Source organism: Stenotrophomonas sp. YIM B13575, from assembly GCF_042787595.1.
GTDB lineage: Bacteria > Pseudomonadota > Gammaproteobacteria > Xanthomonadales > Xanthomonadaceae > Stenotrophomonas > Stenotrophomonas lactitubi_B.
The window spans coordinates 15,145-39,831 of record NZ_JBHZOP010000028.1 but is presented as its reverse complement, the minus strand read 5'-3'; the positions used below and the strand labels follow the sequence as shown (position 1 = coordinate 39,831).

21 protein-coding genes are annotated in these 24,687 nt (G+C 67.2%); 16 read left to right on the top strand and 5 right to left on the bottom strand.

From position 1 onward, the window contains the following. The first annotated feature begins 317 nt into the window (after positions 1–317). From ACFX4F_RS06395 to ubiM, 4 genes are all read left to right on the top strand, one after another. Positions 318–1,481: a hypothetical protein gene (locus ACFX4F_RS06395; RefSeq protein WP_099821467.1), complete on the top strand. Its 1,164-nt coding sequence runs from the start codon at positions 318–320 to the stop codon at positions 1,479–1,481. A gap of 58 nt (positions 1,482–1,539) precedes the next feature. Next, on the top strand, positions 1,540–2,085 hold the full coding sequence (locus ACFX4F_RS06390) for a DUF4019 domain-containing protein (RefSeq protein WP_099821466.1): 546 nt from the start codon (positions 1,540–1,542) through the stop codon (positions 2,083–2,085). Positions 2,086–2,097: 12 nt separating this feature from the next. Next, positions 2,098–2,487 carry an MAPEG family protein gene (locus ACFX4F_RS06385; RefSeq protein WP_099821465.1) on the top strand — a complete coding sequence of 130 codons (390 nt, stop codon included), beginning with the start codon at positions 2,098–2,100 and terminating at the stop codon, positions 2,485–2,487. 80 nt (positions 2,488–2,567) lie between these two features. Continuing rightward, positions 2,568–3,746 (top strand): 5-demethoxyubiquinol-8 5-hydroxylase UbiM, encoded by a 1,179-nt coding sequence (gene ubiM, locus ACFX4F_RS06380; RefSeq protein ID WP_099821464.1) that lies wholly within the window; start codon positions 2,568–2,570, stop codon positions 3,744–3,746. 15 nt (positions 3,747–3,761) lie between these two features. Here ubiM and ACFX4F_RS06375 read toward each other — a convergent pair whose 3' ends face one another. Then, positions 3,762–3,983 carry an RNA-binding S4 domain-containing protein gene (locus ACFX4F_RS06375; RefSeq protein ID WP_089239773.1) on the bottom strand — a complete coding sequence of 74 codons (222 nt, stop codon included), beginning with the start codon at positions 3,981–3,983 and terminating at the stop codon, positions 3,762–3,764. 269 nt (positions 3,984–4,252) lie between these two features. On the opposite strand from ACFX4F_RS06375, the gene ACFX4F_RS06370 reads away from it, so the two are divergent. The 6 genes from ACFX4F_RS06370 (at position 4,253) to ACFX4F_RS06345 (ending at position 14,436) form a co-directional block, all read left to right on the top strand. Continuing rightward, positions 4,253–6,181, top strand: coding sequence for a DEAD/DEAH box helicase (locus tag ACFX4F_RS06370; protein WP_025877722.1), 1,929 nt, complete (start codon positions 4,253–4,255; stop codon positions 6,179–6,181). Positions 6,182–6,369: 188 nt separating this feature from the next. After that, positions 6,370–8,793 (top strand): bifunctional diguanylate cyclase/phosphodiesterase, encoded by a 2,424-nt coding sequence (locus ACFX4F_RS06365; protein ID WP_099821463.1) that lies wholly within the window; start codon positions 6,370–6,372, stop codon positions 8,791–8,793. 725 nt (positions 8,794–9,518) lie between these two features. Continuing rightward, positions 9,519–11,183, top strand: a complete 1,665-nt coding sequence (locus ACFX4F_RS06360) for a diguanylate cyclase (RefSeq protein ID WP_099821462.1) — start codon at positions 9,519–9,521, stop codon at positions 11,181–11,183. A gap of 34 nt (positions 11,184–11,217) precedes the next feature. After that, entirely contained in the window at positions 11,218–11,940 is a 723-nt protein-coding gene (locus ACFX4F_RS06355; protein ID WP_099821461.1) for a pseudouridine synthase, read from the top strand. A 115-nt stretch (positions 11,941–12,055) separates the two neighbouring features. Next, positions 12,056–13,126, top strand: coding sequence for a sensor domain-containing diguanylate cyclase (locus ACFX4F_RS06350; RefSeq protein WP_100551994.1), 1,071 nt, complete (start codon positions 12,056–12,058; stop codon positions 13,124–13,126). 149 nt (positions 13,127–13,275) lie between these two features. Then, the gene (locus ACFX4F_RS06345; RefSeq protein ID WP_099821459.1) at positions 13,276–14,436 is read left to right on the top strand and encodes an AAA family ATPase; all 1,161 of its coding nucleotides are present in this window, start codon (positions 13,276–13,278) and stop codon (positions 14,434–14,436) included. Positions 14,437–14,475: 39 nt separating this feature from the next. Here the strand turns inward: ACFX4F_RS06345 and ACFX4F_RS06340 are convergent, their stop codons facing one another. After that, positions 14,476–15,423, bottom strand: a complete 948-nt coding sequence (locus tag ACFX4F_RS06340; protein WP_100464207.1) for a DMT family transporter — start codon at positions 15,421–15,423, stop codon at positions 14,476–14,478. 77 nt (positions 15,424–15,500) lie between these two features. On the opposite strand from ACFX4F_RS06340, the gene ACFX4F_RS06335 reads away from it, so the two are divergent. Further along, positions 15,501–16,118: a Pr6Pr family membrane protein gene (locus tag ACFX4F_RS06335; protein WP_380653309.1), complete on the top strand. Its 618-nt coding sequence runs from the start codon at positions 15,501–15,503 to the stop codon at positions 16,116–16,118. Here the strand turns inward: ACFX4F_RS06335 and ACFX4F_RS06330 are convergent. Beyond that, the gene (locus ACFX4F_RS06330; protein ID WP_380653306.1) at positions 16,039–16,917 is read right to left on the bottom strand and encodes a DUF72 domain-containing protein; all 879 of its coding nucleotides are present in this window, start codon (positions 16,915–16,917) and stop codon (positions 16,039–16,041) included. The two genes, ACFX4F_RS06335 and ACFX4F_RS06330, sit on opposite strands and share 80 nt — an antisense overlap. Further along, complete coding sequence (locus ACFX4F_RS06325; protein ID WP_380653303.1) at positions 16,914–17,357, bottom strand: VOC family protein; 444 nt, start codon at positions 17,355–17,357, stop codon at positions 16,914–16,916. Before ACFX4F_RS06325 ends, ACFX4F_RS06330 begins: the two co-directional genes overlap by 4 nt. A 110-nt stretch (positions 17,358–17,467) precedes the next feature. Between ACFX4F_RS06325 and ACFX4F_RS06320 the strand changes: the two genes are divergently transcribed. The 3 genes from ACFX4F_RS06320 to ACFX4F_RS06310 all read left to right on the top strand — a co-directional run bounded on the left by ACFX4F_RS06320 (position 17,468) and on the right by ACFX4F_RS06310 (position 21,400). Beyond that, entirely contained in the window at positions 17,468–19,027 is a 1,560-nt protein-coding gene (locus tag ACFX4F_RS06320) for a serine hydrolase (protein ID WP_380653300.1), read from the top strand. A 197-nt stretch (positions 19,028–19,224) separates the two neighbouring features. Then, positions 19,225–21,057, top strand: coding sequence for a multidrug efflux ABC transporter SmrA (gene smrA / locus ACFX4F_RS06315; RefSeq protein ID WP_099821453.1), 1,833 nt, complete (start codon positions 19,225–19,227; stop codon positions 21,055–21,057). Positions 21,058–21,163: 106 nt separating this feature from the next. Then, the gene (locus tag ACFX4F_RS06310) at positions 21,164–21,400 is read left to right on the top strand and encodes a hypothetical protein (RefSeq protein ID WP_243380346.1); all 237 of its coding nucleotides are present in this window, start codon (positions 21,164–21,166) and stop codon (positions 21,398–21,400) included. 129 nt (positions 21,401–21,529) lie between these two features. On the opposite strand, the gene ACFX4F_RS06305 is transcribed toward ACFX4F_RS06310, so the two are convergent. Further along, on the bottom strand, positions 21,530–23,338 hold the full coding sequence (locus tag ACFX4F_RS06305) for a DUF885 domain-containing protein (RefSeq protein ID WP_099821451.1): 1,809 nt from the start codon (positions 23,336–23,338) through the stop codon (positions 21,530–21,532). Between the two features lie 112 nt (positions 23,339–23,450). Between ACFX4F_RS06305 and ACFX4F_RS06300 the strand changes: the two genes are divergently transcribed. Beyond that, complete coding sequence (locus ACFX4F_RS06300) at positions 23,451–23,807, top strand: GFA family protein (RefSeq protein WP_099821450.1); 357 nt, start codon at positions 23,451–23,453, stop codon at positions 23,805–23,807. Continuing rightward, positions 23,804–24,607 carry a DUF4349 domain-containing protein gene (locus ACFX4F_RS06295; protein WP_099821449.1) on the top strand — a complete coding sequence of 268 codons (804 nt, stop codon included), beginning with the start codon at positions 23,804–23,806 and terminating at the stop codon, positions 24,605–24,607. The genes ACFX4F_RS06300 and ACFX4F_RS06295 overlap by 4 nt, the downstream gene beginning before the upstream one ends. Positions 24,608–24,687: the final 80 nt, after the last annotated feature.

Genomic DNA, 24,687 nt, shown 5'->3' with positions numbered 1-24,687 from the left:
GGGTCCGGTTGCAGGGGACGCTGCAAGTACGTCCATGTAAGCTTGGCCGCGGCATCCATGCTGCGGACACCCCTGCAACCGGACCCACCCCGCCTTCGACAGATTTCCGCGAACTGTCGAAATGGCATGGTCTGCTCTTGGTGGGTGTCGACCTTGGTCGACACATGGATCCGCGCCATGCGTGGGTGGGATTTGGGACGACGCCGGAATGGGGAATGACAAGGGTTAAGGGTCAGAAGCGGTTCAGTGGCGCGCGCTGAATGCGCGGCAGGGGCAGGTAGACTGTGGTTCTTACCTGTCCGAAATCCGGTTGCCCGATGTCCGCCAAACTCCGCTGGTTGCCCCTGTTGTGCCTGGCCCTGGCGGGCTGCAGTCAGTTGGAGAACCCCGGCAACGTCACTGCCGCCGACAAGGCCACGCGTGCCCCGGCCAGCGATGGCGAGAACATGGTGTCGATCAATGCCGCCGATGCGCCGCCGCCGCCGGCACAGGCACGCAGCAGTGCCGATCGGCCCTGGCCGCAGACCCAGCTGGACAATGGCAAGGCGTGGATCAGCTGCGGCACCGACTACGCCGGCGAAGGCGGCGATGGCCTCGAACTGGAAGGGCTGCAGCGCGAACAGCTGAAGCAGGCCCTGGCGCCGTGTGCCGAGCGTGGCCTGCTGCGCGTGCGCTACAACGGCAAGATCAACCCCGGGTTTGCCGAGATGATGTGGCGGCTGGCCGTGGTGGCCGACGAGCTGCAGATCCACAAGCGCATCCTCGATCTGGATTCCAGTGGTGGCCAGGTGGAATCGGCCATCGTCGCCGGTGACAGCATCGGTGAATCCGGCTGGACCATCTGGGTGCGCGAAGGTTCGATCTGCCACAGCGCCTGCGTGTTCGTGCTGGCTGCCGGTGACAACCGCCTGTTGACCGGCAAGGTCGGCATCCATCGCATGATGCGCATCAGCTCCAAGGCCACCTCGCGCGCGGAACTCAACCGCGAGCTGCACGAGGTCTATGACAACGTGAAGGACTATCTGCAGCGCAATGGCGTGGCGGTGGGCGTGGCCGACCTGATGATGACCGTGCCCAACCGCAGCCTGCGCCTGCTGACGGCCGAAGAGCTTCGCCAGTACGGCCTGGACGGCACCAACGCGGTGCAGGACGACCTTGAGCGGATCAAGCAGATGCGTGCCTGTGGCGACGACTTCGTGCAGCGCAAGGATGCCTTCCTGGTGGCCTTCGACCAACAGTGCAAGCGCGATGGCGCCGACATGGAATCGATCAACAGCTGTGGCCAGTCGCTGAAACAGCGCTTCGGCTTCCCCGATCCGGTATGCCCGGAGGAAAGCCCGCTGTCGGAGATCGACGTGGCCACGCTGCCGCCGGCGCCGCCGGAGCAGCCGCCGGTGGCCGAGCAGCTGCCGGCGACGTCCGCTGCACCGGCGGCGCAGGCCGACGCTGGCGCGGTGGAGGGCAGCGTCCAGGCGCGCTGACGGGCCACTCACCGCGCTGGCGTAGACTGCGGTTCTTTCCATCGAACCGGCGGTGTCCATGAAGCGCGTGCTCCTGCTGCTGTCCCTGTTGCCCCTGGCTGCACTGGCGCAAACGCCTGCACCGGCCACGCCCGCGCCGGCCCCGGCGCGCCCCGCGGCGAGCGCCCCGACCGCCGCGAAACCGGCGACGGCTGCTACGCCGGTGCTGAGTGCTGCCCAGCAGGCGCAGGTGCAGAAACAGGACGCGGAAATGGGCAGCGCCGCATTGAAGGCCGCGCAACTGGTCGACGCCAATCGGGCGGGTGAGTTGTGGGACGGCGCCTCGGCTGTTGCCCGCCGCGCGGTGCCCAAGGCCGCCTTCGTCAGCCAGCTTGCGGCAGACCGCACGCGACTGGGCGCGATGGCCGGGCGTGGCCAGCCGACTATCACCCGCGTGAAATACGCTGCAGGTGCGGCCGTGCCCGAGGGCCTGTACATCAACGTCAGCTTCCCGACCCGTTTCGCCAACAGCGCGCAGCCGGTACGCGAGCTGGTGTCGTTCCGCTTCGATGAAGACCAGACCTGGCGCCTGGCCGGTTACAGCCTGCGTGCATCCAGCCCCTGACGGAGAACGACGATGACCACCGAACTGACGATGCTGGCGTGGGCGATGCTGCTGGGTTTCGTCTACATCTTCGCCGCCTCCACCGTGGTCACCCGCGAGCGCGGGATGAAATGGAACGCCTCGGCACGCGACGACTCGTCCAAGCCGCTGAGCCCGCTGGCGGGGCGGCTGCAGCGGGCGCAATCCAACTTCTTCGAGACCTTCCCGTTCTTCGCCGCCGCTGCGATCGCGGTGGTGGTGGCCGGGCGTGGCAGCGATGCCACCGCCTTGGCCGCGCAGGTCTACTTCTGGGCGCGTGTGGTGTACCTGCCGTTGTATGCGGCCGGCATTCCCTATGTGCGCAGCCTGGTCTGGCTGGTGTCGATCCTGGCGATCCTGGCGCTGGTGTTCGCGCTGCTGTGAAGTACAGCTGATCCAGATCAAGGCCGGTCAGGCACGCGGCGCTATGCTGGCCGCGACTGGATCAACGGCAGGAGGCGCGCATGCGCAGGATGGACGTGGTGGTGGTCGGCGCCGGACCGGCCGGGTTGTGCTTTGCGCGCGCGCTGGCCGGCACTGGCCTGCAGGTGGGGCTGGTCGAGGCGCAGCCGCGCCAGGCCTTGGCCGAGGCCGCCTTCGATGGCCGTGAAATCGCCCTGACCCATGCGTCGCGGCAGAGCCTGGAACAACTGGGCCTGTGGCAACGCCTGCCCGAAGCCGAGATTGCCGAGCTGCGCGATGCGCGGGTGATGAACGGCGGGTCGCCATTCGCGCTGACCTTTGCCAGCAGCCAGATCGATGGCCAGCCGCTGGGCTGGCTGGTGCCCAATCATCTGATCCGCCGCGCGGCGTGGCAGGCGGTGCAGGGCCAGGACGGGCTGGAGCTGTTCGATGGTCGCAAGGTGCAGGCGGTGCGCGCCGACAGCCAGGGCCACGTGGTGCGCCTGGATGATGGCAGCGAACTGCACGCGCGCCTGCTGGTGTGCGCCGACAGCCGCTTCTCCGGCACCCGCCGCATGCTCGGCATCGGTGCGCAGATGCGTGACTTCGGCAAGTCGATGCTGGTGTGCCGCATGCAGGTCGAGCGCGATCATCACCACACGGCGTGGGAGTGGTTCGGCTATGGCCGCACCATGGCACTGCTGCCGCTCAACGAAGGCCAGGCATCGGCGGTGATCACCCTGCCGCCGCGGCAGATCGAAGAACTGCTGGCGATGGATGAGATCGCGTTCGGGGACGCCATCAGCGGTTTCTTCGAACACCGTCTGGGACGGATGCAGCCGGTGGCGACGCCGCAGGCTTATCCCCTGGTCGGGGTATATGCGCAGCGCTTCGTCGGCGAGCGTTCGGCATTGATCGGTGATGCCGCGGTGGGCATGCACCCGGTCACCGCACATGGTTTCAACCTGGGCCTGGCCAGTGCGCAGCGGTTGGCGCAGGGCATCGCCGAGCAGCAGCGGCGCGGGGCGGACATCGCCGCCGCCGGCATGCTGGGCAGCTACCAGCGCGGACATCGGCTGTCAGCGCGGCCGCTGTATGAGGCGACCAATGCGGTCGCCAGCCTGTATACCGATGACCGCCGGCCGGCGCGCCTGTTGCGCGCGGCCGGGTTGCGGGTGGCGCAGGGGGTGGCGCCGTTCCGGCAGCTGATTGCCGCCCACCTGACCCAGCGCGTGGCCTGACGGCAGCGCGGTGACTCAAACGGCGGCCAGTACCCGGATCTGGCTGTCGTTGAACTCGACCACCTGGCCTGCGCGGATCTTGCAGGCCTTGCGCAGCTCGACCTCGCCATCGACCAGCACCAGGCCTTCGCTGATGACCATCTTGGCTTCGCCACCGCTGGTGACCAGGTCGGCCAGCTTGAGCAACTGCTTGAGTTCGACGTAGTCGCCGTCGAGGTCGAATTCGAGGATCTGCATGGAACGGGGTTTCCTGGGGCAGGCGCTGCAGGACAGAGCCCGCAGCGGTAAAATGGGCGCCTATTGTGCGCCACGGCGGGCCGTAACGGCATGCCGATGGCTTCCTGTACACCATGTTCAGGAACAGTGCGGTATCATTCCGCTCTGAGCGAGTGAAACCTCAGCTTCAACCGAGCAGCGCCAGGGCACGCGATAAGAAGGGCGCCCAAAGCGCGGAATCCCCCTTTTTTTCGCCTGCCATGCTCGTGGCAGTGCCTTCGGAGTTCCCCATGTCCCAAGAAACCCAAGCGCAGCTGCAGTTCGCGCAGCTCGGCCTGTCCGATTCTGTCATGCAGGCTGTCACTGCCATCGGCTACGAAACGCCGTCGCCGATCCAGGCTGCCACCATCCCGGCGATGCTGGAAGGCCGCGACGTGCTGGGCCAGGCCCAGACCGGTACCGGCAAGACCGCAGCCTTCGCGCTGCCGGTGCTGTCCAACATCGACCTGCAGCAGATCAAGCCGCAGGCCCTGGTGCTGGCCCCGACCCGCGAGCTGGCCATCCAGGTTGCCGAGGCGTTCCAGTCCTATTCCTCGAAGATCCCCGGCTTCCGCGTGCTGCCTGTGTACGGCGGCCAGCCTTACGGCCAGCAGCTGACGGCCCTGCGCCGCGGCGTGCACATCGTGGTCGGTACCCCCGGCCGCGTCATCGACCATCTGAACCGCAGCACGCTGGACCTGTCCGAGCTGAAGACGCTGGTGCTGGACGAAGCCGATGAAATGCTGCGCATGGGCTTCATCGACGACGTCGAAGCGGTGCTGAAGAAGCTGCCGGAGAAGCGCCAGGTGGCGCTGTTCTCGGCCACCATGCCGCCGGCCATCCGTCGCATCGCGCAGACCTACCTGAAGGACCCGGTCGAAGTCACCATCGCGACCAAGACCACCACCTCGGCCAACATCCGCCAGCGCTACTGGTGGGTGAGCGGCATGCACAAGCTGGACGCGCTGACCCGCATCCTGGAAGTCGAGCCGTTCGACGCGATGATCGTCTTCGCGCGCACCAAGGCCGGCACCGAGGAACTGGCCAGCAAGCTGCAGGCCCGTGGCCTGGCCGCTGCCGCCATCAACGGTGACATGCAGCAGGCCCAGCGTGAGCGCACCATCGCCATGCTGAAGGAAGGCAAGCTGGACATCCTGGTCGCCACCGACGTGGCCGCCCGTGGCCTGGACGTGGAGCGCATCAGCCACGTGCTGAACTACGATATTCCGTACGACACCGAAAGCTACGTGCACCGTATCGGCCGTACCGGCCGTGCTGGCCGCAGCGGTGAGGCGATCCTGTTCGCCACCCCGCGCGAAAAGGGCATGCTGCGCCAGATCGAGCGTGCGACCCGCCAGCCGATCGAAGAAATGCAGCTGCCGAGCGTGGAAGCGGTCAACGACAACCGCATCAACAAGTTCACCTCGCGCATCACCGAGACCCTGGGCCAGGGCGGCCTGGACTTCTACCGCCAGTTGCTGGAGCGTTTCGAATCCGAGCAGAACGTGCCGGCCATCGAAGTGGCCGCCGCACTGGCCAAGATGATGCAGGGCGATACCCCGTTCCTGCTGCAGCCGCCGGTGCGTGCACCGCGCGAAGAGCGCGCGCCGCGTGAGCGTTTCGAGCGCACTGAGCGCCCGGAACGTGGCGACCGCAACGAGCGCGGCCCGCGCTTCGAGCGTGGTCCGCGTCGTGACGATGCCGAGGGTGGCTTCGAGCAGCGTCCGCGCCGTGACGTGCCGCCGCGCGGCGCACCGGAGCAGGGCATGGAGACCTACCGCATCTCGGTCGGCCACCAGCACGGCGTGAAGCCGGCCAACATCGTCGGTGCCATCGCCAACGAAGCCGGCCTGGAAAGCCGCTTCATCGGTCGCATCGACATCCACGACGACTTCTCGCTGCTGGATCTGCCGGCACAGATGCCGTCGGACGTGCTGACCCACCTGCAGAAGGTATGGGTGTCCGGCCAGCAGCTGCAGATGCGTCCGTTGGCGGCCGGTGAAGAGGTCAATCCGGCGCCGCGTCCGTTCAAGCCGCGCTTCGACAAGCGTGGTCCGGGCGGTCCGGGTGGCCCGGGTGCTCCGCGTCGCAGTGGTCCGGGTGGCCCCGGCGGCGACCGCGACAGCCGTCCGCCGCGTCGTGATGGCTTCAACAAGCCGCGCGGCCCGCGCAGCTTCTAAGCCGCGCAGAAGTAGATGAACAACGCCAGCCTCCGGGCTGGCGTTGTCGTTTTCAAGAGGTCAGGCCGGCCCGGCCGCCGCTGCCGATCACCCGCCGGGTCCGGTTTCGCATGGCCCACACATCCCCGGTCCTAGGCTGGCCCGGTTCCGTAGGAGATTGTCACCGCAGCACATTCGGGGGATCCAGGATGGGTAGAAGTGGCATGGACCAACAGCGCCGACGGGTACCGATGACCCGCGGGCTGGGACTGCGATTTGCGCTGTTGACGGGCATGGCGATCGGACTGGTCGCGCTGTCGGCCGTGATCCAGGAGCTGCAGGCGGCATCGACCGCGTGGATCGCAGGGCAGGGCTACTGGTCGCGGGGGCAGCAGGACGCCACCGCAGCGCTCAGCCGTTACCTGGCGCGCGGCCATCTGCAGGATCTGCAGGATGCCCAGCGGGCACTTCAGGTTCCGCTGGGTGACCTGCAGGCTCGCAAGGCGCTGGAGCAACCCGAACCGGACGAGGCGACAGCCCGCGCCGGTTTCCTGCGTGGGGGCAATGCCCGCGCCGACATTCCACGGCTGATCTTCTCGTTCCGCCATGCGCGCAATGTCGGTGCCTTCCGCGAGGCCACCTGGTTGTGGCGGCAGACCGACGCGGACCTGCTGGCCCTGCAGGCGTTGTCGGAGGAGCTGCAGCGCCGCCATGGCGCGGGGCCGCTGGACGAGGCGACCGTGGATGACTACCTGCACCGGCTGCGTGGCATCGACCACCAGCTGCGCGAGCAGGCGCAGGCGTTCTCGCAGGCGCTGCTGCGCATGGCCCGCGCGGTGCGCATCGCGACCCTGGCCGTAGGCGGCCTGTCGGTCCTGCTGATCAGCCTGATGGCGGTTGCCCTGGCCCGCCGGGTCGGCAAGGACCTGACCGAGCACGAGAGCCGCTTCCGGGCGGCCTTCTACCAGGCCAACGTCGGCATGCTCAAGCTGGATGCCAGCGGCCGGGTGGTGGAGGCCAACCAGGCGATGGCCGACATCCTCGACCATCGCCGGGACGTGCTGCTGCAGATGTCGCTGGCCGAGCTGCTGATGGAGGGCGAGCTGGTCATCGATGAGGCTGGCCGTATCGACTGGGATCGCCAGTTGCGGCCGGGCGAGCTGCGCTTCCGACGCCGCGATGGCAGCCTGGTGTGGGGGCGTTGGAGTGGTACCGGCGTGCGCACCGCCGACGGCCGCCTGTCGGTGTTCGCCATCGTCGAGGATGTCAGCCAGAACCATGCCCTGGCGCGCGAGATCGAACACCATGCCAGCCACGATCCCCTGACGGGGCTGATCAATCGTCGCGAGATCGAGCGCCTGCTGGAGAAGTCGCTGCTGCAGGTCCGCTCCGACGGTGGAACCCACGCACTGGGCTACATCAACCTGGACCACTTCAAGCTGGTCAACGACAGCTTCGGCCACGCGGCCGGCGACCAGATGCTGCGCAGCTTCGCCGAGTACCTGGTCGGCGCGGTGCGTGATGGCGACTGGGTGGGGCGCCTGGGTGCGGACGAGTTCGCGGTGTTCCTCGCCCGCGCCAACCAGGATGAAGCCAAGCGCGTACTGCAGCGGTTGATCCGCAACCTCGGCCAGGCCACGTTCCCGATCAGCGAAGGCAGTCCGCAGCTGAGCTGCAGCGTGGGCGTGGTCGAAGTCACGGCCGAGGCGCCGGACGCGAACTGGCTGATGAGCGCCGCCGACAGTGCCTGCTATGCAGCCAAGCAGGCCGGTCGCAACCGCGTGCATTGCTTCAACGAAAACCGGCTGGCCCTGGAAGAACGGCGGCTGGAGGCCGAGCGCCTGCAGCGGGTCAGTCGTGCCATGGCCGAGAACCGGATGCTGCTGTATGCGCAGCGCATCGCCAAGGTGGGCGATCCGTCCTACCTGCACTACGAAGTGCTGGTGCGCATGCGCGACAGCGATGGCGTGCTGCACCTGCCGGGCCAGTTCATGCCGGCGGTGGAGCGTTACGGCATGGCGGTGGTACTGGACCGGCACGTGCTCGGCCTGCTGTTCCGCCACCTGCAGGTGTGCCCGGCGCACGTACGCCAGCTGGGCCTGTGCAACGTCAACGTGTCGGCGCAGTCGATCGCCGAGCCGGGATTCCTGGCGTTCGTCTGCGACCTGCTGGAGCGCAACCGCGCGCTGGCGTCCAAGCTCTGCTTCGAGATCACCGAAACTGCGGCAATCGGCAACCTGAGCCAGGCACGAGCCTTCATCGACGCGGTGAAGGCGCGCGGATGCCGGGTGGCGCTGGATGATTTCGGCTCGGGCCTGTCCTCGTTCGGCTATCTGCGGCAGCTGCCGGCGGACATGCTGAAGATCGATGGTGCCTTCGTGCGTGACATGGATACCGATCCGGTCAGTCGTGCCAGCGTGCGTGCGATCAGCGAGCTGGGCCGCGAACTGCAGATGGAGGTGGTGGCCGAGTGGGTGGAGACCATTGAAGTGGCCGAGGCGCTGGCCGGGATGGGGGTGCAGGGCCTGCAGGGCTATGCCATCGAACGGCCGCAGCCACTGGAACGGTTGACCCTGGCCGACCTGCGGCCGATGCGGTTGGCCGGCACGCAGGGGCCATCGGCTGCCGGCTGATGGTGCTGCGGCCGGGCTGCGCCCGGCACCCGCGGTAGTGCCGGCCGCTGGCCGGCAACCTCAGCAGCAACAGCAACAGCGGCTATCCGTGGGATGGCGGGGTGGGTCCGGTTGCGGCGGACGCTGCAAGTACGTCCATGTAAGCTCGGTCGCGCCTTGCTCGTGTGCGCTGTCCTGCGCACACGGCAAGACCGGGGTTGGGCGTCCTGCCCAACCCGCCCGAGGCATGCCTCGGGCCCATGGCGCTCACGCCCCCGCAACCGGACCCACCCCGCCTTCGACAGATCTCCGCAATCTGTCTGGATGGCATGGCCTGCTCTTGGTGGGTCGACGCGTAGATCCACGCCATGCGTGGATGACATCCAATCCATTCAATGATTTCGAGATCGGTATGAACATCCATCCACGCACGGCGTGGATCTACCAGATGGCGGGACACTGTCAGGGGTGGGGCGGTATGGGCAGGCAGGACCGTTGGCGCCATGGATGGCGCCATCGAGCCCCCATGGACGGGTTTACGGCGTGTCCTGCCTGCCCATTCCGCCCCGCCCACCTCGGTAGCCGCTTTCGCTGTTGCTTCGGCTCCGGCCTCTACGGGTGCCGGGCGGCAGCCCGGCCAACACCCCCGCCACTTTGGTCTACACATCGGCGGTGCCTTCGACTGCGATAATGCCGCCAGGGGCGACGCGCAGTGGGCGCGGACGTAAGCAGTAACAGGACGTGGCGTGGGCGGCAGGCAGGTGCGTTTCGAAACAGGGGCGGTGCTTGTCCTGCTGCTGGTGTGGTTGGCGTTGCCGTGGCTGGGCCATGCGCGCAGCGTCGACGCCGGCCGCGATTATCTTCTGGTCGGCACCGCGACGGCCGAACCTACGCCCCATCGCGCGTGCACGCCGGAGATGCTGGCCGGGCCGCGCCAGCAGACACAGGTGAATGCACCGCCAGAAGGCTGGTCCGGCGAGCCGCAGGCGCTGGATGTCTTCAATGTCTTTGCCGGCGAAGTGCGGCTGCAGCACGGTGACCGCGAGATCTGCGGCAACATGCAGGACGCGCGCACCCGCGATTCGCGCTTCCGGGCGGGCATCGGCATGGTGGCGGTACCCGCTGCCGGCAGCCACGAACCCTTCCTGGTCTCCTGGCAGACACCGCTGAAGGCGCGCTGGGTGCCGACATTGCAGCTGGGTGCGCCCAGCCCGGTACAGCAGAACGACACGGCCCGGCTGCTGGTGCGCGCCGCCTGCATCGCCGTGGCAATCGCGCTGGCGCTGTCGGCGCTGATGGCCTATCTGACCACCCGTGACCGCAGTTTCCTGATGTACATCGGCGCCACCCTGGTGCTGGTGCTGTGGCAGTCGATCCTCGGTGGCCTCAGCGGCTATCCCGAACCCTGGCTGCGGGTTGGCGCGCGCGGGGACGGGTGGCTGCTGGCACTGACTGCAGCCACCCAGGCACTGGTGTTGCCGGCGTTGTGGCGCCTGAACGGCGGTGACCGCGTACTGCCACGTTCGCGCGTGGCCCAGCAACTGGTGTTGTGGTCCCTGCTGATGCTGGCGGCGGTGGTGCCGTGGTTGCAGCGCGATGGACTGGGCGTGGTCGCGCAGATCCTGCAGGGGACCTTCGTCGTCGGCTGCGCACTGTCGTTGGCGATGGGCATCTGGGCCCGGCTGCGCGGCGATGTCTGGTCGCTGGCAGGACTGGCCGCACTGGCGCCGATGCTGGTGCTGATCGTGGCCGACGCCGCCAGCGCGCACTGGCTGATGGAGTACCGGGTGGAGGCCCTGCAGCTGGCGGTCACCTGGCTGCTGATGATGGCGGCCTACGCGCTCAACCTGCGCCTGGGCCGGCTGCGCCAGCAGCGTGATGAAATGCGCCAGCTCGCCGAGACCGACATGCTGACCGGCCTGCCCAACCGCCGCGCCGGCCTGCACCAGCTGGCCCAGCATCTGCAGGGCGGCGAGCGTGAGAGGGGCCCGCTGGTGATCGGCTTCCTTGATATCGATCTGTTCAAGGACATCAATGATCGCCACGGCCATGAGGTCGGCGACCAGGTGCTGGTGGCCGTGGCGCGCGCGCTTCGTGCCGCTGTCCGCAGCGAGGACCAGGTGGTGCGGATGGGGGGCGAGGAGTTCCTGCTGCTGTTGCCGGGCATGCCGCGGGAGATCGCTGCCGCCCGCCTGGAACGCCTGCGCCAGCGCATCACCGAGACCTGCCGGGACCTGCAGGTGCCCGGCCTGGAGGTGACCGCGAGCATCGGCTTGGCACAGTGGCGGCCGGCCGAAGATGACCTGGCCGCGCTGCTGCGGCGCGCCGACCATGCCATGTATGTGGCCAAGCGCAGTGGCCGTAACCGGGTGTTCGATGGCGAGACCGAAGATCCATTGACCACGGCATGAGGCGGGAAGGGCGGCGATGCCGGATAATGGGGCGATGACCAGCCGACTCAACAAATACATCGCCGACACCGGCTTCTGCTCCCGTCGCGAGGCCGATCGCCTGATCGCCGCCCGCCGCGTCACCGTCAATGGCCATGCCGCCGGCACCGGCGCGGTGGTCGGCGAGGAGGACAAGGTGCTGGTCGACGGCCAGCCGTTGCGCGTTCGCACTGCCCGCAAGCCAGGCGCCCGCCGCCACGTGTACATCGTGCTGAACAAGCCGGTGGGCGTGACCTGCACCACCGAAAGCACGGTGAAGGGCAACATCGTCGACTTCGTCGGCCATGAACAGCGCATCTTCCCGATCGGCCGCCTGGACAAGGAATCGGAAGGCCTGATCCTGATGACCAGCAACGGCGACATCGTCAACCAGATCCTGCGCGCTGAAAACGGCCACCAGAAGGAATACCTGGTGGCGGTGAACAAGCCGGTCACCGACGAATTCCTGCGCGCGATGGCCCGCGGCGTGCGCATTCATGACCAGATGACACTGCCGTGCAAGACCTCGCGGATCGCCAAGTTCGGTTTCCGCATCACCCTGCAGCAGGGCCTGAACCGGCAGATCCGGTTGATGTCGGCCGAGTTCGGCTATCGCGTGACGCAGCTGCGCCGCGTGCGCATCGACAACATCAAGATCGGTGCGCTGAAGCCCGGCCAGTGGCGCAACCTGACCGAGCAGGAGCTGCACGGCCTGTTGCCGCAGCAGCAGGACTGGTAAACGACGTGTGTAGAGCCGAGCCTATGCTCGGCTGCCGTTGCCCGGGTGCAGTCGAGCTTGGGTGCGGCTCTACATCAGCTAGACTTTGCGGCGACCTGCCGGAACGTGACGCTGCATGATCAAGCCCGACAAGCCCGCCAACGAAGCGCTGCGCCTGGAGGCGCTGTACCGCTACCGGATCCTCGATTCCGAACGGGAACGCTCGTTCGATGATCTGGTCGCCATTGCCAAGGCGGTATGCGGCACGACGATGGCGGCCGTGACCCTGATCGACGTCGAGCGGCAGTGGTTCAAGTCGATACAGGGCATCGATGCGGCCGAGACCCTGCGCAGTGATTCGATGTGTGGCCATGCCATCCTGCAGCCGCAGGAGATCATGGTGGTCGAGGACGCGCTGCAGGATGTGCGCTTCCACGACAACCCTGTAGTAACTGGCGACCCGCACGTGCGTTTCTATGCCGGTGCACCGCTGATCAGCAGTGACGGCCTGCCGTTGGGCACGCTGTGCGTGTTCGACGCGCGCCCGCAGCACCTGGCAAGCGACAAGGCCGAAGCGCTGGCCGCGCTGTCGCGGCAGGTGATGCTGGTGATGGAGCTGCGCCGCTTCGCGCTGGACATCCAGAAGCACATGCTCGAGCGCGACGACTACGAGCGGCTGCTGTCGGACTACCACGACCTGCTGCTGGCACAGAATGCCGACCTGGCCGAACAGAGCCGGACCGATGCGCTGACCGGCCTGCCCAACCGCCGCGCACTGGCAGCAGCGCTGGGAGAAGCCGTGGTCGCCGTTGATGGGCAGGCGCGGCAGGCCTGTGTGGCGCTGGTGGACATCGACCATTTCAAGCACATCAATGATTTCCAGGGCCATGCGACCGGCGACCGGGTGCTGGCCGAACTGGGGGCGCTGCTGCGCTCGCACTTCGCCGGGCGCGGCATGGCCGCACGCTACGGCGGTGAGGAGTTCGTCGCACTGATGCCGGACGTGGACCTGCGCACCGCCGAGCTGCAATGCGAGTTCCTGCGCGTGGCGGTGTCCAACCTGCCGCTGGGCTTCCCGGTGACGATCAGCATCGGCGTGGCGCAGCACCGGCCTGGTGAAACCTCCGAGCAGACCCTGGCCCGTGCCGATGCCGCGCTGTACCGGGCCAAGGGCGCCGGCCGCAACCGGGTGGAAGTGGCGCCCTGACCGCCCTGGCGGCTGCGGTGGATCCACGCCACGGGTGGAACCACCAGTAGATCCACGCCATGCGTGGATGGCCCGGGCGTCCGCGGGCAGTCGCAGCCATTGCGATCCCCGTACGGCAACCTCAGCGTCTCACTGCAAGGACGTCGACCATGCTGCAGACCCTGGCCATCGCCAATTACCGATCACTGCACGAGCTGGTGCTGCCGATGCAGCGGCTCAACGTCGTCACCGGCGACAACGGCAGTGGCAAATCCAGCCTGTACCGCGCGCTGCGCCTGCTGGCGGAAACCGCGCAGGGCGGCGTTGCAGCGGTGCTGGCGCGGGAGGGCGGATTGGGTTCGGCGCTGTGGGCCGGTCCGGAAAAGATTGATCGCCGCGTGCTGGCCGGTGAGATTCCGCTGCAGGGCGGACCGCGGCAGGAATCGGTTGGGCTCAAGCTCGGCTTTGCCACCGATGAATTCGGCTACGCCATCGACCTCGGCTATCCGCCGCCGAGTCGATCGGCCTTCGCACTGGATCCGCAGATCAAGGCCGAAGCGATCTGGGCGGGGCCCTTCCTGCGCAGCGCCAACCTGCTGGTCGACCGCCGCGGGGCGCTGGTGCGGCAGCGGCACGCACGCGGCTGGGACCTGGTGGACGACCGTCTTTCGCTGTTCGACAGCCTGTTCACCCAGGTGGGCGATCCGCAGCGTATGCCGGAAGCCATCACCTTGCGCGAGTACATCCGCCGTTGGCGCTTCTACGACCACTTCCGCAGTGATGCCGATGCGCCGGCGCGACAACCGTCGATGGCGACCCGCACCCCGGTGCTGCACCACGACGGCCGCGACCTCGCCGCCGCCTGGGTGACGATCCTGGAAATCGGCGATCCGCAGGCGCTGGCGCAGAGTGTCGAGGATGCATTTCCGGGGGCGACGGTGAGCTTCGAGGAACTGGATGGCCGGCTCGCGCTGCGCTTCCACCAGCCCGGTCTGCTGCGGCCACTGTCGATGGCCGAACTGTCCGACGGCACGCTGCGTTTCCTGTTGCTGGCAGCGGCGCTGCACACGCCACGGCCGCCGCCGCTGCTGGTACTCAACGAGCCGGAGACCAGCCTGCATCCGGACCTGCTGCCGGCGCTGGCACGCTTGATCATCGCCGCCAGTGCGCGCAGCCAGGTCTGGGTGGTATCGCATGCCACACGCTTGATCGCCGCGCTGGAGCAGGCGCCGCACTGCCACTCGATGCACCTGCTCAAGGAGCACGGGCGGACGCTGCTGAGCGGGCAGGGCCTGCTGGATGCACCGGCCTGGCACTGGCCGCAGCGCTGAGACCGGTACCGGGAAGATCCGCGCAATGCGCGGACGCGCTCAATCGGCGATGTTGCGCGCTTCGGAGGTGCCGAGGATCTCCGGATGCTGCACGCGCTTGCGGCGGTTGAGCAGCGGATGCAGGAACACAGCACCGACGATGATCGCCACGCCCAGGTAGAACCACGGGGTGACTTCGTGCTGCTCGCGCAGCAGCACCACGGCCAGCAACACGGCGTAGACCGGCTCCAGGTTGGTGACCAGCTGCACGGTGTAGGCGCTGAGGTGGCGCAGCGCGACCAGGGCCAGGGCAAACGGCAGCAGCGTGCAGACACCGGCCAGCACCAGCAGCAGGATGCCGTCGTGCAGGTCGGGAACGATCCACAACGGACTGGCCAGCGCCGGCAGCAGGTACGGCATCAGCGGGGCCAGCAGGGTCAGGGTGATGGTGCCGGCGCCCAGTTCCAGCGCGGTGACCGTCAGCGGATCGGCATGGCTGACCATGCGCTTGTTGAGCGAGCCGAACACCGCCACCAGCAGGGCCGAGAGCGCACCGATCAGCACGCCCATGCGCATGCCGTCGGGCACGCCGCCCACCACCAGCGCCACACCGGGCAGCACGGCCAGGCCGAACGCCAGCTCGCGCATCTGGAACGGGCGTTTGGCCACCCACGGTTCGATGATCGAAGTGAACACCGGTGCCAGGGCGATGCAGGTCGCAGCAACCGAGGCATTGGCCAGCTTCACCGCGCCATAGAACGTCAGCCAATGCAGCGCGACCAGCGCGCCGATGCCGGCATAGCCGGCGACCAGCCGCAGCGGCAACGTGCGCAGCCCGCGCCAGACCCGCGGCAGCAGTGCCAGCATCGCCACCACCAGCAGCATCCGCCACCACACCAGCGGCAGCGCGGGCAGGGTGATCAACTTGCCGAGGATGGCGGTGACGCCCCACAGCAGGACACAGAAGTGGATCTGCCAAAGCGCTTTGCGGGTGTCGGGTGTGCTCATCAGCGTATTGTGAGGCAAGGCGCATCGGCGGGCGATGCCTGTGGCATGCTCGCGGCGTTGCCACGAGGGAGCCGTGCATGCCTGCTGCCCGTTTTCTTCTGCTGCGCGGCTGGGCGCTGTTGACCGCGCTGGTCGCGGCAGCATCGCTGCTGCTGCAGTTCGCCCTGCTGATGCGCGGCATCGGCGCCAGCCTGGGACCCGGCGTGGCGAGCCTGCGCTTCCTCAGCTACTTCACCATCCTCAGCAATCTGGCCGTGTGCCTGGGCTGCGTCTGGCTCTGCAGCGGCCGCACCCTGCGACCGACGGTGGCCGCCACCCTGGCCCTGTGCATCGGCGTCACCGGCCTGATCTATCTGCTGGCGCTGCAGGGGCTGTGGCAACCAACTGGCCTGCAATGGTGGGCCGATGTCGGTCTGCACTACGTGGTGCCGCTGCTGTATCTGGCCGGTTGGGCGGGGCTGCTGCCTCATGGTGGCCTGCGCTGGCGTGCGTTGGGCGCGGTGCTGCTGGTGCCGCTGGCCTACCTGGGCTGGGCGATGCTCACGGCCTCGTGGCTGGGCAGCGCCCCGTATCCCTTCCTGGACGTGCAGCGGATCGGTTCGCGTGCATTCGGCCTCAGCGTACTGCGCGTCGGCGCGGTGTTCGTGCTGGGCTGGACACTGCTATGGGCCGTGGATCGCTGGCGCCGTCGATGAGCCGTTGCAGCGCCATCGCCGCCGCCGGGTTGCGTGCCTTGCCGGCGCCGATGCACAGCAGGTAGACCTCGCGCGGTGCGGCAGGGGCCGGTGGGGCCAGGCAGGGCAGGTCATCGACCGCCTCGCCTCGCGCCCAGCACCGCGCGCGACCGGCCCAGCGCTGCTGCATCGGCAGGGGAAGACCTTCGCTCAGCCGGGCCTGGCTGCGTTTGATCCGTGCATAGACGAAGCCGGCGGTGATGTCACCGTGCAACGGTGACTCGTCGCTGTCTTCGATCACCAGGGCCACGCCATGCCGGCGCGCCGCTTCGACCAGTTCCGGCCCATGCAGGCTGGCGTTGCGCACCTCCAGCGCATGTTGCAGCACCGTTCCCTCCCGCTGCTGTGGCAGCTGTGCCATGAAGGTGTCCAGCGCCGCGGCATCGGCCGGGTGCTGCGGGTCGAACTGCCAGAGCAACGGGCCGAGCCGGTCGCCGAGAGCGATGGCTGCCTGCAGGAACGCGCCAGCCGCCTCGATCGTGGACGACAGGTCGCGGCGCTGCACCAGGTGGCGCGGCGCCTTCATCGAGAAACGGAAACCCTGCGGCGTCTGCGCGGCCCATTGCGCACACTGGGCCGCTGTCGGGGTGCGGTAGAAAGTGCCGTTGATTTCGATGCAGCGCAACGCGCGACTGGCGTAGGCCAGCTCTTCGCGCTGGATCAACCCTTGTGGATAGAAGGCGCCGCCACGCCACTGCGGGAACACCCAGCCGCCGATGCCGCAGCGGACCGGCAGCGCAGACGCGGCTCGTGCCGTCATTGCGTGTGTTCCGCCCGCCACGGATCGTAACTGCCGAACCACCACAGGTAGCCTTCCGGATCGGCGCAGGCATAGCCACGTCCACCATAGGCCTGGTCGGCAATGTCGATGACGATGCGTGCACCGGCAGCCTTGGCCCGCGCGTAGTGGGCGTCGACATCAGTGACGATCACGCAGGCGCTCTGCGTCTGCCGGCCACCGACGTCATCGGGCATCACCGCCAGCTTGGCCCATTCGCCGCTGTTGCTGGCAGATCCAAGCATGATCATGCCCTGGCCGAACACCAGCTGTGCGTGGTGCACCGTATCGCCGTCGGCGTACACGGCCTGCGCGTGGAAACCGAACGCGCGCTGCAGCCAGTCGATGGCGGCCAGCGCGTCGCGGTAGCGCAGGCACGGAATGATGGTGGAGCCGTTGCTGCTCTGGCCGTTCGCACCCATGACACCCCTCCTATGGCACAGGGCAGGCTGCACCCGGGACCGTTACCATCGCGCGAAACCCCGGTGACGGCCTGCACATGGCCGCTACCCCTGTTCGGAGATGGTGCTGGATGAACAACTGGATCGGAGGAGCCGTGCTGCTTGCGTGCACGACCATGGCCAATGCGGCGACGCCGCAGCAGCTGCAGGACCTGGATGCCACCGTCGAGCGCGTGCGCGCGCAGTTCGACGTGCCCGGTATCGCCGTGGCCGTGGTCAAGGACGGGCAGGTGGTACTGGAGCGCGGCTGGGGCGTGCGTGAACTGGGCAAGCCGGCGCCGGTCGAGGCCGATACCCTGTTCGCCATCGCCTCCAACACCAAGGCCTTCACTGCCACCTCGCTGAATCTGCTGGCCGAGGACGGCAAGCTGAAGATGGACGACAAGGTGATCGATCACCTGCCATCGTTCCGCATGTCCGATCCGTTCGTGACCGGGCAGATGACGATCCGCGACCTGCTGTCGCATCGCAGCGGCCTGAGCCTGGGCGCGGGCGACCTGCTGTTCTGGCCGACCACGTCCTACAGCAATGCCGAAGTCGTGCAGCGCCTTGGCCAGGTGCCGCTGAAAGGTGGTTTCCGCGAGCGCTATGCCTACGACAACATCCTGTATGCGGTCGCCCAGCAGGTGATCGAGCACGTGTCGGGCATGAGCTACCAGCAGTTCCTGCAGACGCGCATCTTCGACAAGGTCGGCATGGCCGGCACGCGCTACAACGCCGATCACCTCAAGGCCGGCGACAACGCTGCGGTCGGCCATGCCAAGTACGATTTCAAGGACCTGCGTACCGTTGCGCCGTTGACCTGGTCGAACAACGCCGGTGCCGGTGGCATCTATTCCAGTGCCCATGACATGGCACGCTGGATGCAGGTGCAGCTGGCCGAAGGCAAGCTGGCCGATGGCACGCCGCTGTTCACTGCCAAGAGCCAGCAGCAGATGTGGCAGATGATCACGCCGCAGACGATTCCGGCGCCAAGCGTGCCAGAGCTGGCGCCGGCGCGGGCCAACTTCGCCGGCTATGGCGAGGGCTGGAGCCTGAGCGACTATCGCGGGCAGAAGCTGGTCTGGCACACCGGTGGCTGGCCGGGCATGGTGTCGCGGCTGACGCTGGTGCCGGGCGAGAAGCTGGGCGTGGTGGTGCTGACCAACCAGGAAGTGGGTGCGGCGTTCAATGCGATCACGCTGAGCGTGCTCGATGCCTACCTGGGCGGTGAAAAGCACGACTGGGTGGATGCCTATGCCAAGGGCGTGGCCAAGGGCCAGGACAAGGCCGACGAAGCGTGGGCCAAGCACCAGGCGGAGCGTGACAAGGGCAGCAGGCCGTCATTGCCGCTGGCCGGGTATGCGGCCACCTACCGCGACCGCTGGTATGGCGACATGGTCATCCGTGCGGAAGGCAAGGACCTGCGGCTGCGCTTCGCAAAGACGGCACAGCTCAGCGGCCGCCTGGAACACTGGCAGCACGACACCTTCATCGTGCGCTGGGATGATCGCTCGCTCAATGCCGATGCGTTCGTGAATTTCAGCCTGGACCCGGATGGAAACGTGCGCGAGGTGCGCATGCAGCCGATCTCCGACCTGACCGATTTCAGCTTCGACTTCCAGGATCTGCTGTTCACCCCGGTGAAATAACACCGCCGGGCATTGCGCGGCGCTACCGTTTGGCGGAGCGGATTGGTAGCGCCGGACCACGTCCGGCGAGCGCGTAGCGCGGTTGCAGGGGAGCCGCCGGGTATGGCCCGGCGCTACCCGGAACCGGTGGTGTTCGTCGGCCGGCGTACACACGCGGCGTGGGATACTCCGCCGGCTATCGATGGCGAGGGAATGCGATGTTCCGTTGGTTTGAATCCCTGATTCCGGTGTTTCCGCCCATTGACGGGCGCATGCCGCCGCGCACCGTGGTGCCGTTCTACCTGCACTACCTGCGGCCGGTGTGGCCGGTGCTGCTGGCCACCTTGATCGCCGGCCTGCTGCTGGCGCTGGTGGAAGTGGCGATGTTCGATTTCCTCGGCCGCATCGTCGACATGGTTGCCGAGCAGCCGGGCGCGGGTTTCTTCCAGCGCCACGCCGATACCTTGGGCTGGATGCTGTTCATCACGGTCATCGCGCGCCCGATCCTGGTCGGCCTGCACAACCTGCTGGTCAACCAGGCCATCGTGCCGGGCCTGAGCAATCGCTCGCGCTGGCTGATGCACAACTACGTGGTGCGGCAGAGCCTGAGTTTCTTCCAGAACGACTTCGCCGGCAGCATGGCCAACCGGGTGATGCAGACCGGTACCTCGCTGCGCGAGTCGGCGGTGCAGATGGTCGATTCGCTGTGGTACATCGTGGTCTACACCGGCACCGCGCTGTACCTGTTCGCACAGGCCGACTGGCGGCTGATGGTGCCGCTGATCCTGTGGCTGCTGGCCTACGTGGTGATCATGATCTACTTCGTGCCGCGCGCGAAGGAACGCGCCTGGATCGCATCGGAGGCGCGCTCCAAGGCGATGGGACGCATCGTCGACGGCTACACCAACATTCCCACGCTGAAGCTGTTCGCCCATGGCGGCCGCGAGCAGGCCTATGTCGCCGATTCGATCCAGGAACTGGCGGTCAAGCACCGCGCGCAGACCCGGATCACCACTGGCATGGACCTGACCATCGCCATCGTCAACGGGTTCCTCATCGCCGGAACCTGTGGTCTTGCGCTGTGGCTGTGGAACGGCGGACACATCACTGTCGGCGCGATCACCCTGGCGACCGGCCTGGTGATCCGCATCCACAACATGTCCGGTTGGATCATGTGGACCATCAACGGCATCTTCGAGGACATCGGCACCGTGCAGGATGGCATCACCACCATCGCCCAGCCGCTGACCGTGCAGGACCGCGAGGATGCTGTACCGCTGCGGGTGACCCGTGGCGGCGTGCACTTCCAGGATGTCCATTTCCACTACGGCAAGAAGGGTGGCGTGATCGCTGGCCTTGAGCTGGTGGTGAAGCCGGGCGAGAAGATCGGTCTGGTCGGCCCATCCGGTGCCGGCAAGTCGACGCTGGTGAACGTACTGCTGCGGCTGTACGACCTGGAAAGCGGTCGCATCCTGATCGACGACCAGGACATCGCCTACGTCACCCAGGAAAGCCTGCGCCAGCAGATCGGCGTGGTGACCCAGGACACCTCGCTGCTGCACCGCTCGATCCGCGACAACCTGCTGTACGGCCGCCCGGATGCCAGCGACGAGCAGCTGCGCGCGGCGGTGGCCAAGGCGCGCGCAGAGGCCTTCATCGATACGCTGGTCGACGGCGAAGGGCGTCGTGGCTACGACGCGCACGTCGGCGAGCGCGGGGTGAAGCTGTCCGGTGGCCAACGCCAGCGCATCGCCATTGCCCGTGTGCTGCTGAAGGACGCGCCGATCCTGGTGCTGGACGAGGCCACCTCGGCGCTGGACTCGGAAGTGGAAGCGGCGATCCAGGACAACCTGGACGAACTGATGGGTGGCAAGACGGTGATCGCGATCGCCCACCGCCTGTCGACCATCGCGCGGATGGACCGGCTGGTGGTGATGGACCAGGGCCGTATCGTCGAGACCGGTACCCATGCCGAGCTGATCGAGGCCGGTGGACTGTACGCGCGCTTGTGGGCGCGGCAGACCGGTGGGTTTGTCGCCGCCGGGGAGTAGATCCACGCCATGCGTGGATGCACCGCTCGGAAGGCAATGCTCCACAGGGTTGGTTGAAAGGAAGCTGGGCTGATTTCTTGCTGCCAAGACCATGAAAAGGTGCGCCTTGAACATTACCGACTTTCTGCTGATGGACTATGAGGGTGCTGAAATCGAAGCGGATGCGCATGGCAGCAACATCGCATTCCTCTGCTTCGACTGCGGGCATCCAGTCCTGGCCAGCGCGTTGGATGAGCAGCGGGGCAGCGACGAGGAGCATCCGTCCAAATGCCGTGGCTGCGGTGCAGAGTATTTTCTCGATGTCCGGCCACACGCGGAAAAACTCTACATCCACATGCTTTGAACCGACGAGCATCCACGCATGGCGTGGATCTACTGCAGGATCCGGGTGGATGGGATGCGCCTGCACACATGGAAATGAAAACGGCCCGGGTCTCCCCGGGCCGTTTTCATTCAACTCACACCTGACCGATCACTCGATCGGCTGGTCCAGCATCAACTGGCGCGCGAAGCGCACCGGCGGTGCGCCGTAGGACAGCATCTGGTCGTGGTAGGCCTTCAGGTTGAACTTGTCACCCAGCTTGTCCTGCATCGCCTTGCGGGTGTCGAAGTGTTCCTGCGCACCGACGAAGTAGGTCGGCAGCTGTGCCGAGGTCAGCTGCGCGCGCACCCACTTGCCCGAGGCTTCGCTTTCCTGCTGGAAGGCGTCGTGGGTCATCAGGTGCATCGCCTTCTCGCGATCCCAGTTGTCCACGTGCACGCCCTGGTCGAGGATCGCGTTGGAGATCGTGCGCAGGTAGAACTTCAGCTGCACCAGGTGGAACAGCGGGTCGTTGTTGAGATAACCCTGCTCCTGCATCATGCGCTCGGTGTAGACCGCCCAGCCTTCGGCGAACAGGCCCGAACGCAGCACGGCACGCAGGGTGGAGGGGAACTTGGCCGAGTGCCAGCCTTCCAGGTAGTGGCCCGGGGTGCCTTCGTGGATGCTCAGCAGGTGGATCATGCGCGAGTTGTACTCACGCAGGAACGAGTCAACCTGCTTGTCGTTCCAGTCGTCGGGAATCGGCGACACGGCGTAGAAGGTCTTCAGGTTCTTGTCCAGCGGGCCCGGCGAATCGCAGTAGGCCACGGCCACGCCACGCTGGAATTCCGGCATCAGGATGATGTCCACCGGCGCGTCGGGCAGGGTCATCAGGTCGTGCTCGCGGACGAACGCGGTGGACTGCTCCAGTGCGGCCTTGGCATCGTCGACCACCTTGTCGCGCGCCGGCTTGTCAGCGTAGGCCAGCTCCAGCGCGGCCTCGATCGCCTTCTGCTGCTGCTCGTCGCTCGGCTGCGCCGGCATGTCCGGTGCGCCCGGCTTGTCCTTCAGCACCGTCTGCGCGATGCCGTACATGTCCTCGCGTACGCGCTTCAGTTCGGCGCGTGCACGCTCACCGATCTCCTGCCGCGACAGCGAGGAATTCAGCGCGAACTTCAGCTTCTGGTCGTACTTTTCCGCACCGATGCGGAAGTCACCCTTGGCGTTCGGCACCAGGGTCTTGTCCAGCCAGGTCTGCTGCTCGTCCACGGCCTTCTTCAGGCCATCGATGGCGGCCTGCAGGCGCTGCTGGTCGGCCTGCGGCAACTCGCCGATGTGCGGGGTGATGAAGGTATCGACGATGCTGAGGATGCCCTTGTTCTGCTTGGCCACGGTCTCGGCATGGATCTTCGGCACGCGTGCCGGATCCAGGTTCTCGCGGGCCTGGGCGAAGATCGCCGGCAGCTTTTCCATGCGCGCGGTGGCCGACTTCAGGCGCTCCGGCAGCGGCGCGAACTCGCGCGCCATCAGGCCGTAGATCGCGCTGCCGGCAATGCCGTTGTACAACTGCGGGTCCCACTTGCCGGACTGCATCACCTCGGCATTCCAGATTTCCGACTGCAGCTGGTTGCGCAGGATCGCGGCATCCACCTGGTTCTCGCGGCCCAGCTTGGCCACCTCGATCTTGTCCAGTTCGCCCAGCAGGCCCTTGTAGGCGTCCACGGTCTTCTGCTGGCCGGCCGCGCTCAGGTCGTCGATCTCGCCGTCATAGCGGTGGTCGCCGATCTGGGTGGCGCTGACCGGGGACAGCTGCATCCAGGTGTCCAGGGCACGCTTGGACAGGTCGGCGAAGGCGGCATCGACCGCTGCATCACCGGCCTGCTGGCTGGCGGCCGGGGTGGAACCGTTGGTCGGGGCGTCGGCGGGCTGGCAACCGGCGAGGGCGGCGACGAGGGCGAGGGCAAGAAGATGCGGGCGCATCGGCATTCCTGTACGGGGTCAATCCCCGAGCATAGGCCCCCGGGGCTGCTTTGTCCCCGTGCCATAGGATTACCATGGGCGCACACAAGGACCCTCCAGCGGAGCGCAGGACATGGAATACCAGGGAAGCTGCCATTGCGGCAGGATCGCATTCACCGTGCAGGCTGATGCACCCATCAGGGACGTCATCGACTGCAACTGCTCGATGTGTCGCCGCCGCGGCAGCCTGCTCTGGTTCGCCCCGCGCGAGGCGTTCCAGCTGGGCACCGATGTCGCCGACGTGGCGACCTACCAGTTCAACACCCACAACATCGATCACCATCACTGCCGCGCGTGCGGCACCGCGCCGTACAGCGAGGCAGTGGACCCGCGTAGTGGCCTGCCGATGGTGGCGATCAACGTGCGCTGCCTGCCGCAGGTCGAGCTGGGTGGATTGTCGATCACCTCGTTCGACGGAGCCTCGCGATGACGGCGCCTCGCGTGTGGACGCGCGTGGTTATCGTGCCGGCATTGCTGCTGGCGCTGGCGGCCTGTGCCAAGAACGGTGAGCGAGCGCAGGAGGCCGGTGCTGTCGCTGCCGATGCCGCTGTCGCTTCGCCGGAAGGCGCCTTCCTGGCCTATGAGCACGATGTGCAGGTGCAGCTGGAAGCGGCGCAGATCGCGCCGCGCATCCAGCGGGTCGCGGAGGCGTGCCAGAACGCGAAGTTCGGTGAGTGCGCGGTGCTGCAGGTGGATCAACGCAGCGGCGAACAGCCCAGTGGCGAGGTCAAGGTACGCATCGCGCCGAAGGGCGTGGAATCGCTGATCGGCCTGGCCGGCGAAGGCGGCACGCTGCAGGCGCGCAACACGCGTGCCGAGGACCTGGCCCAGCAGGTGGCCGACACCGCGCTGACCAAGGCCCGGCTGGAGAAGGAGCACGCGCGGCTGCTGTCCTATCAGGACCGCGGCGATCTGAAGATCGAGGATCTGATGGCGATCACCACCCGCCTGTCGGAGATCGAGGCGGGTGTGGAGCAGGCCAGCAAGGACGCCGCCCAGCAGCGCAGGCGCATCGATACCCAGCTGGTGACGATGCATTTCGACACCACCTCGGGCCAGCGCAGCCGCAGCGAGATCGGCGAAGCCCTGAGCGAGTCGGGCAGCATCCTCAGCACCAGCGTGGCATTCCTGATCCGTGCTGCGGCGGCATTGCTGCCGGTGGGTCTGGTGGCGCTGGTGATGGCCTGGATCGTCCGTGCGCTGATCCGTCGTCGCCGCCGCAAAGCCTGATCGACACCGCACGATGCGCTCGCCGGGCAGGGCCCGGCGCTACCGGAATGTGCAGAAGGTAGCGCCGGGCCATGCCCGGC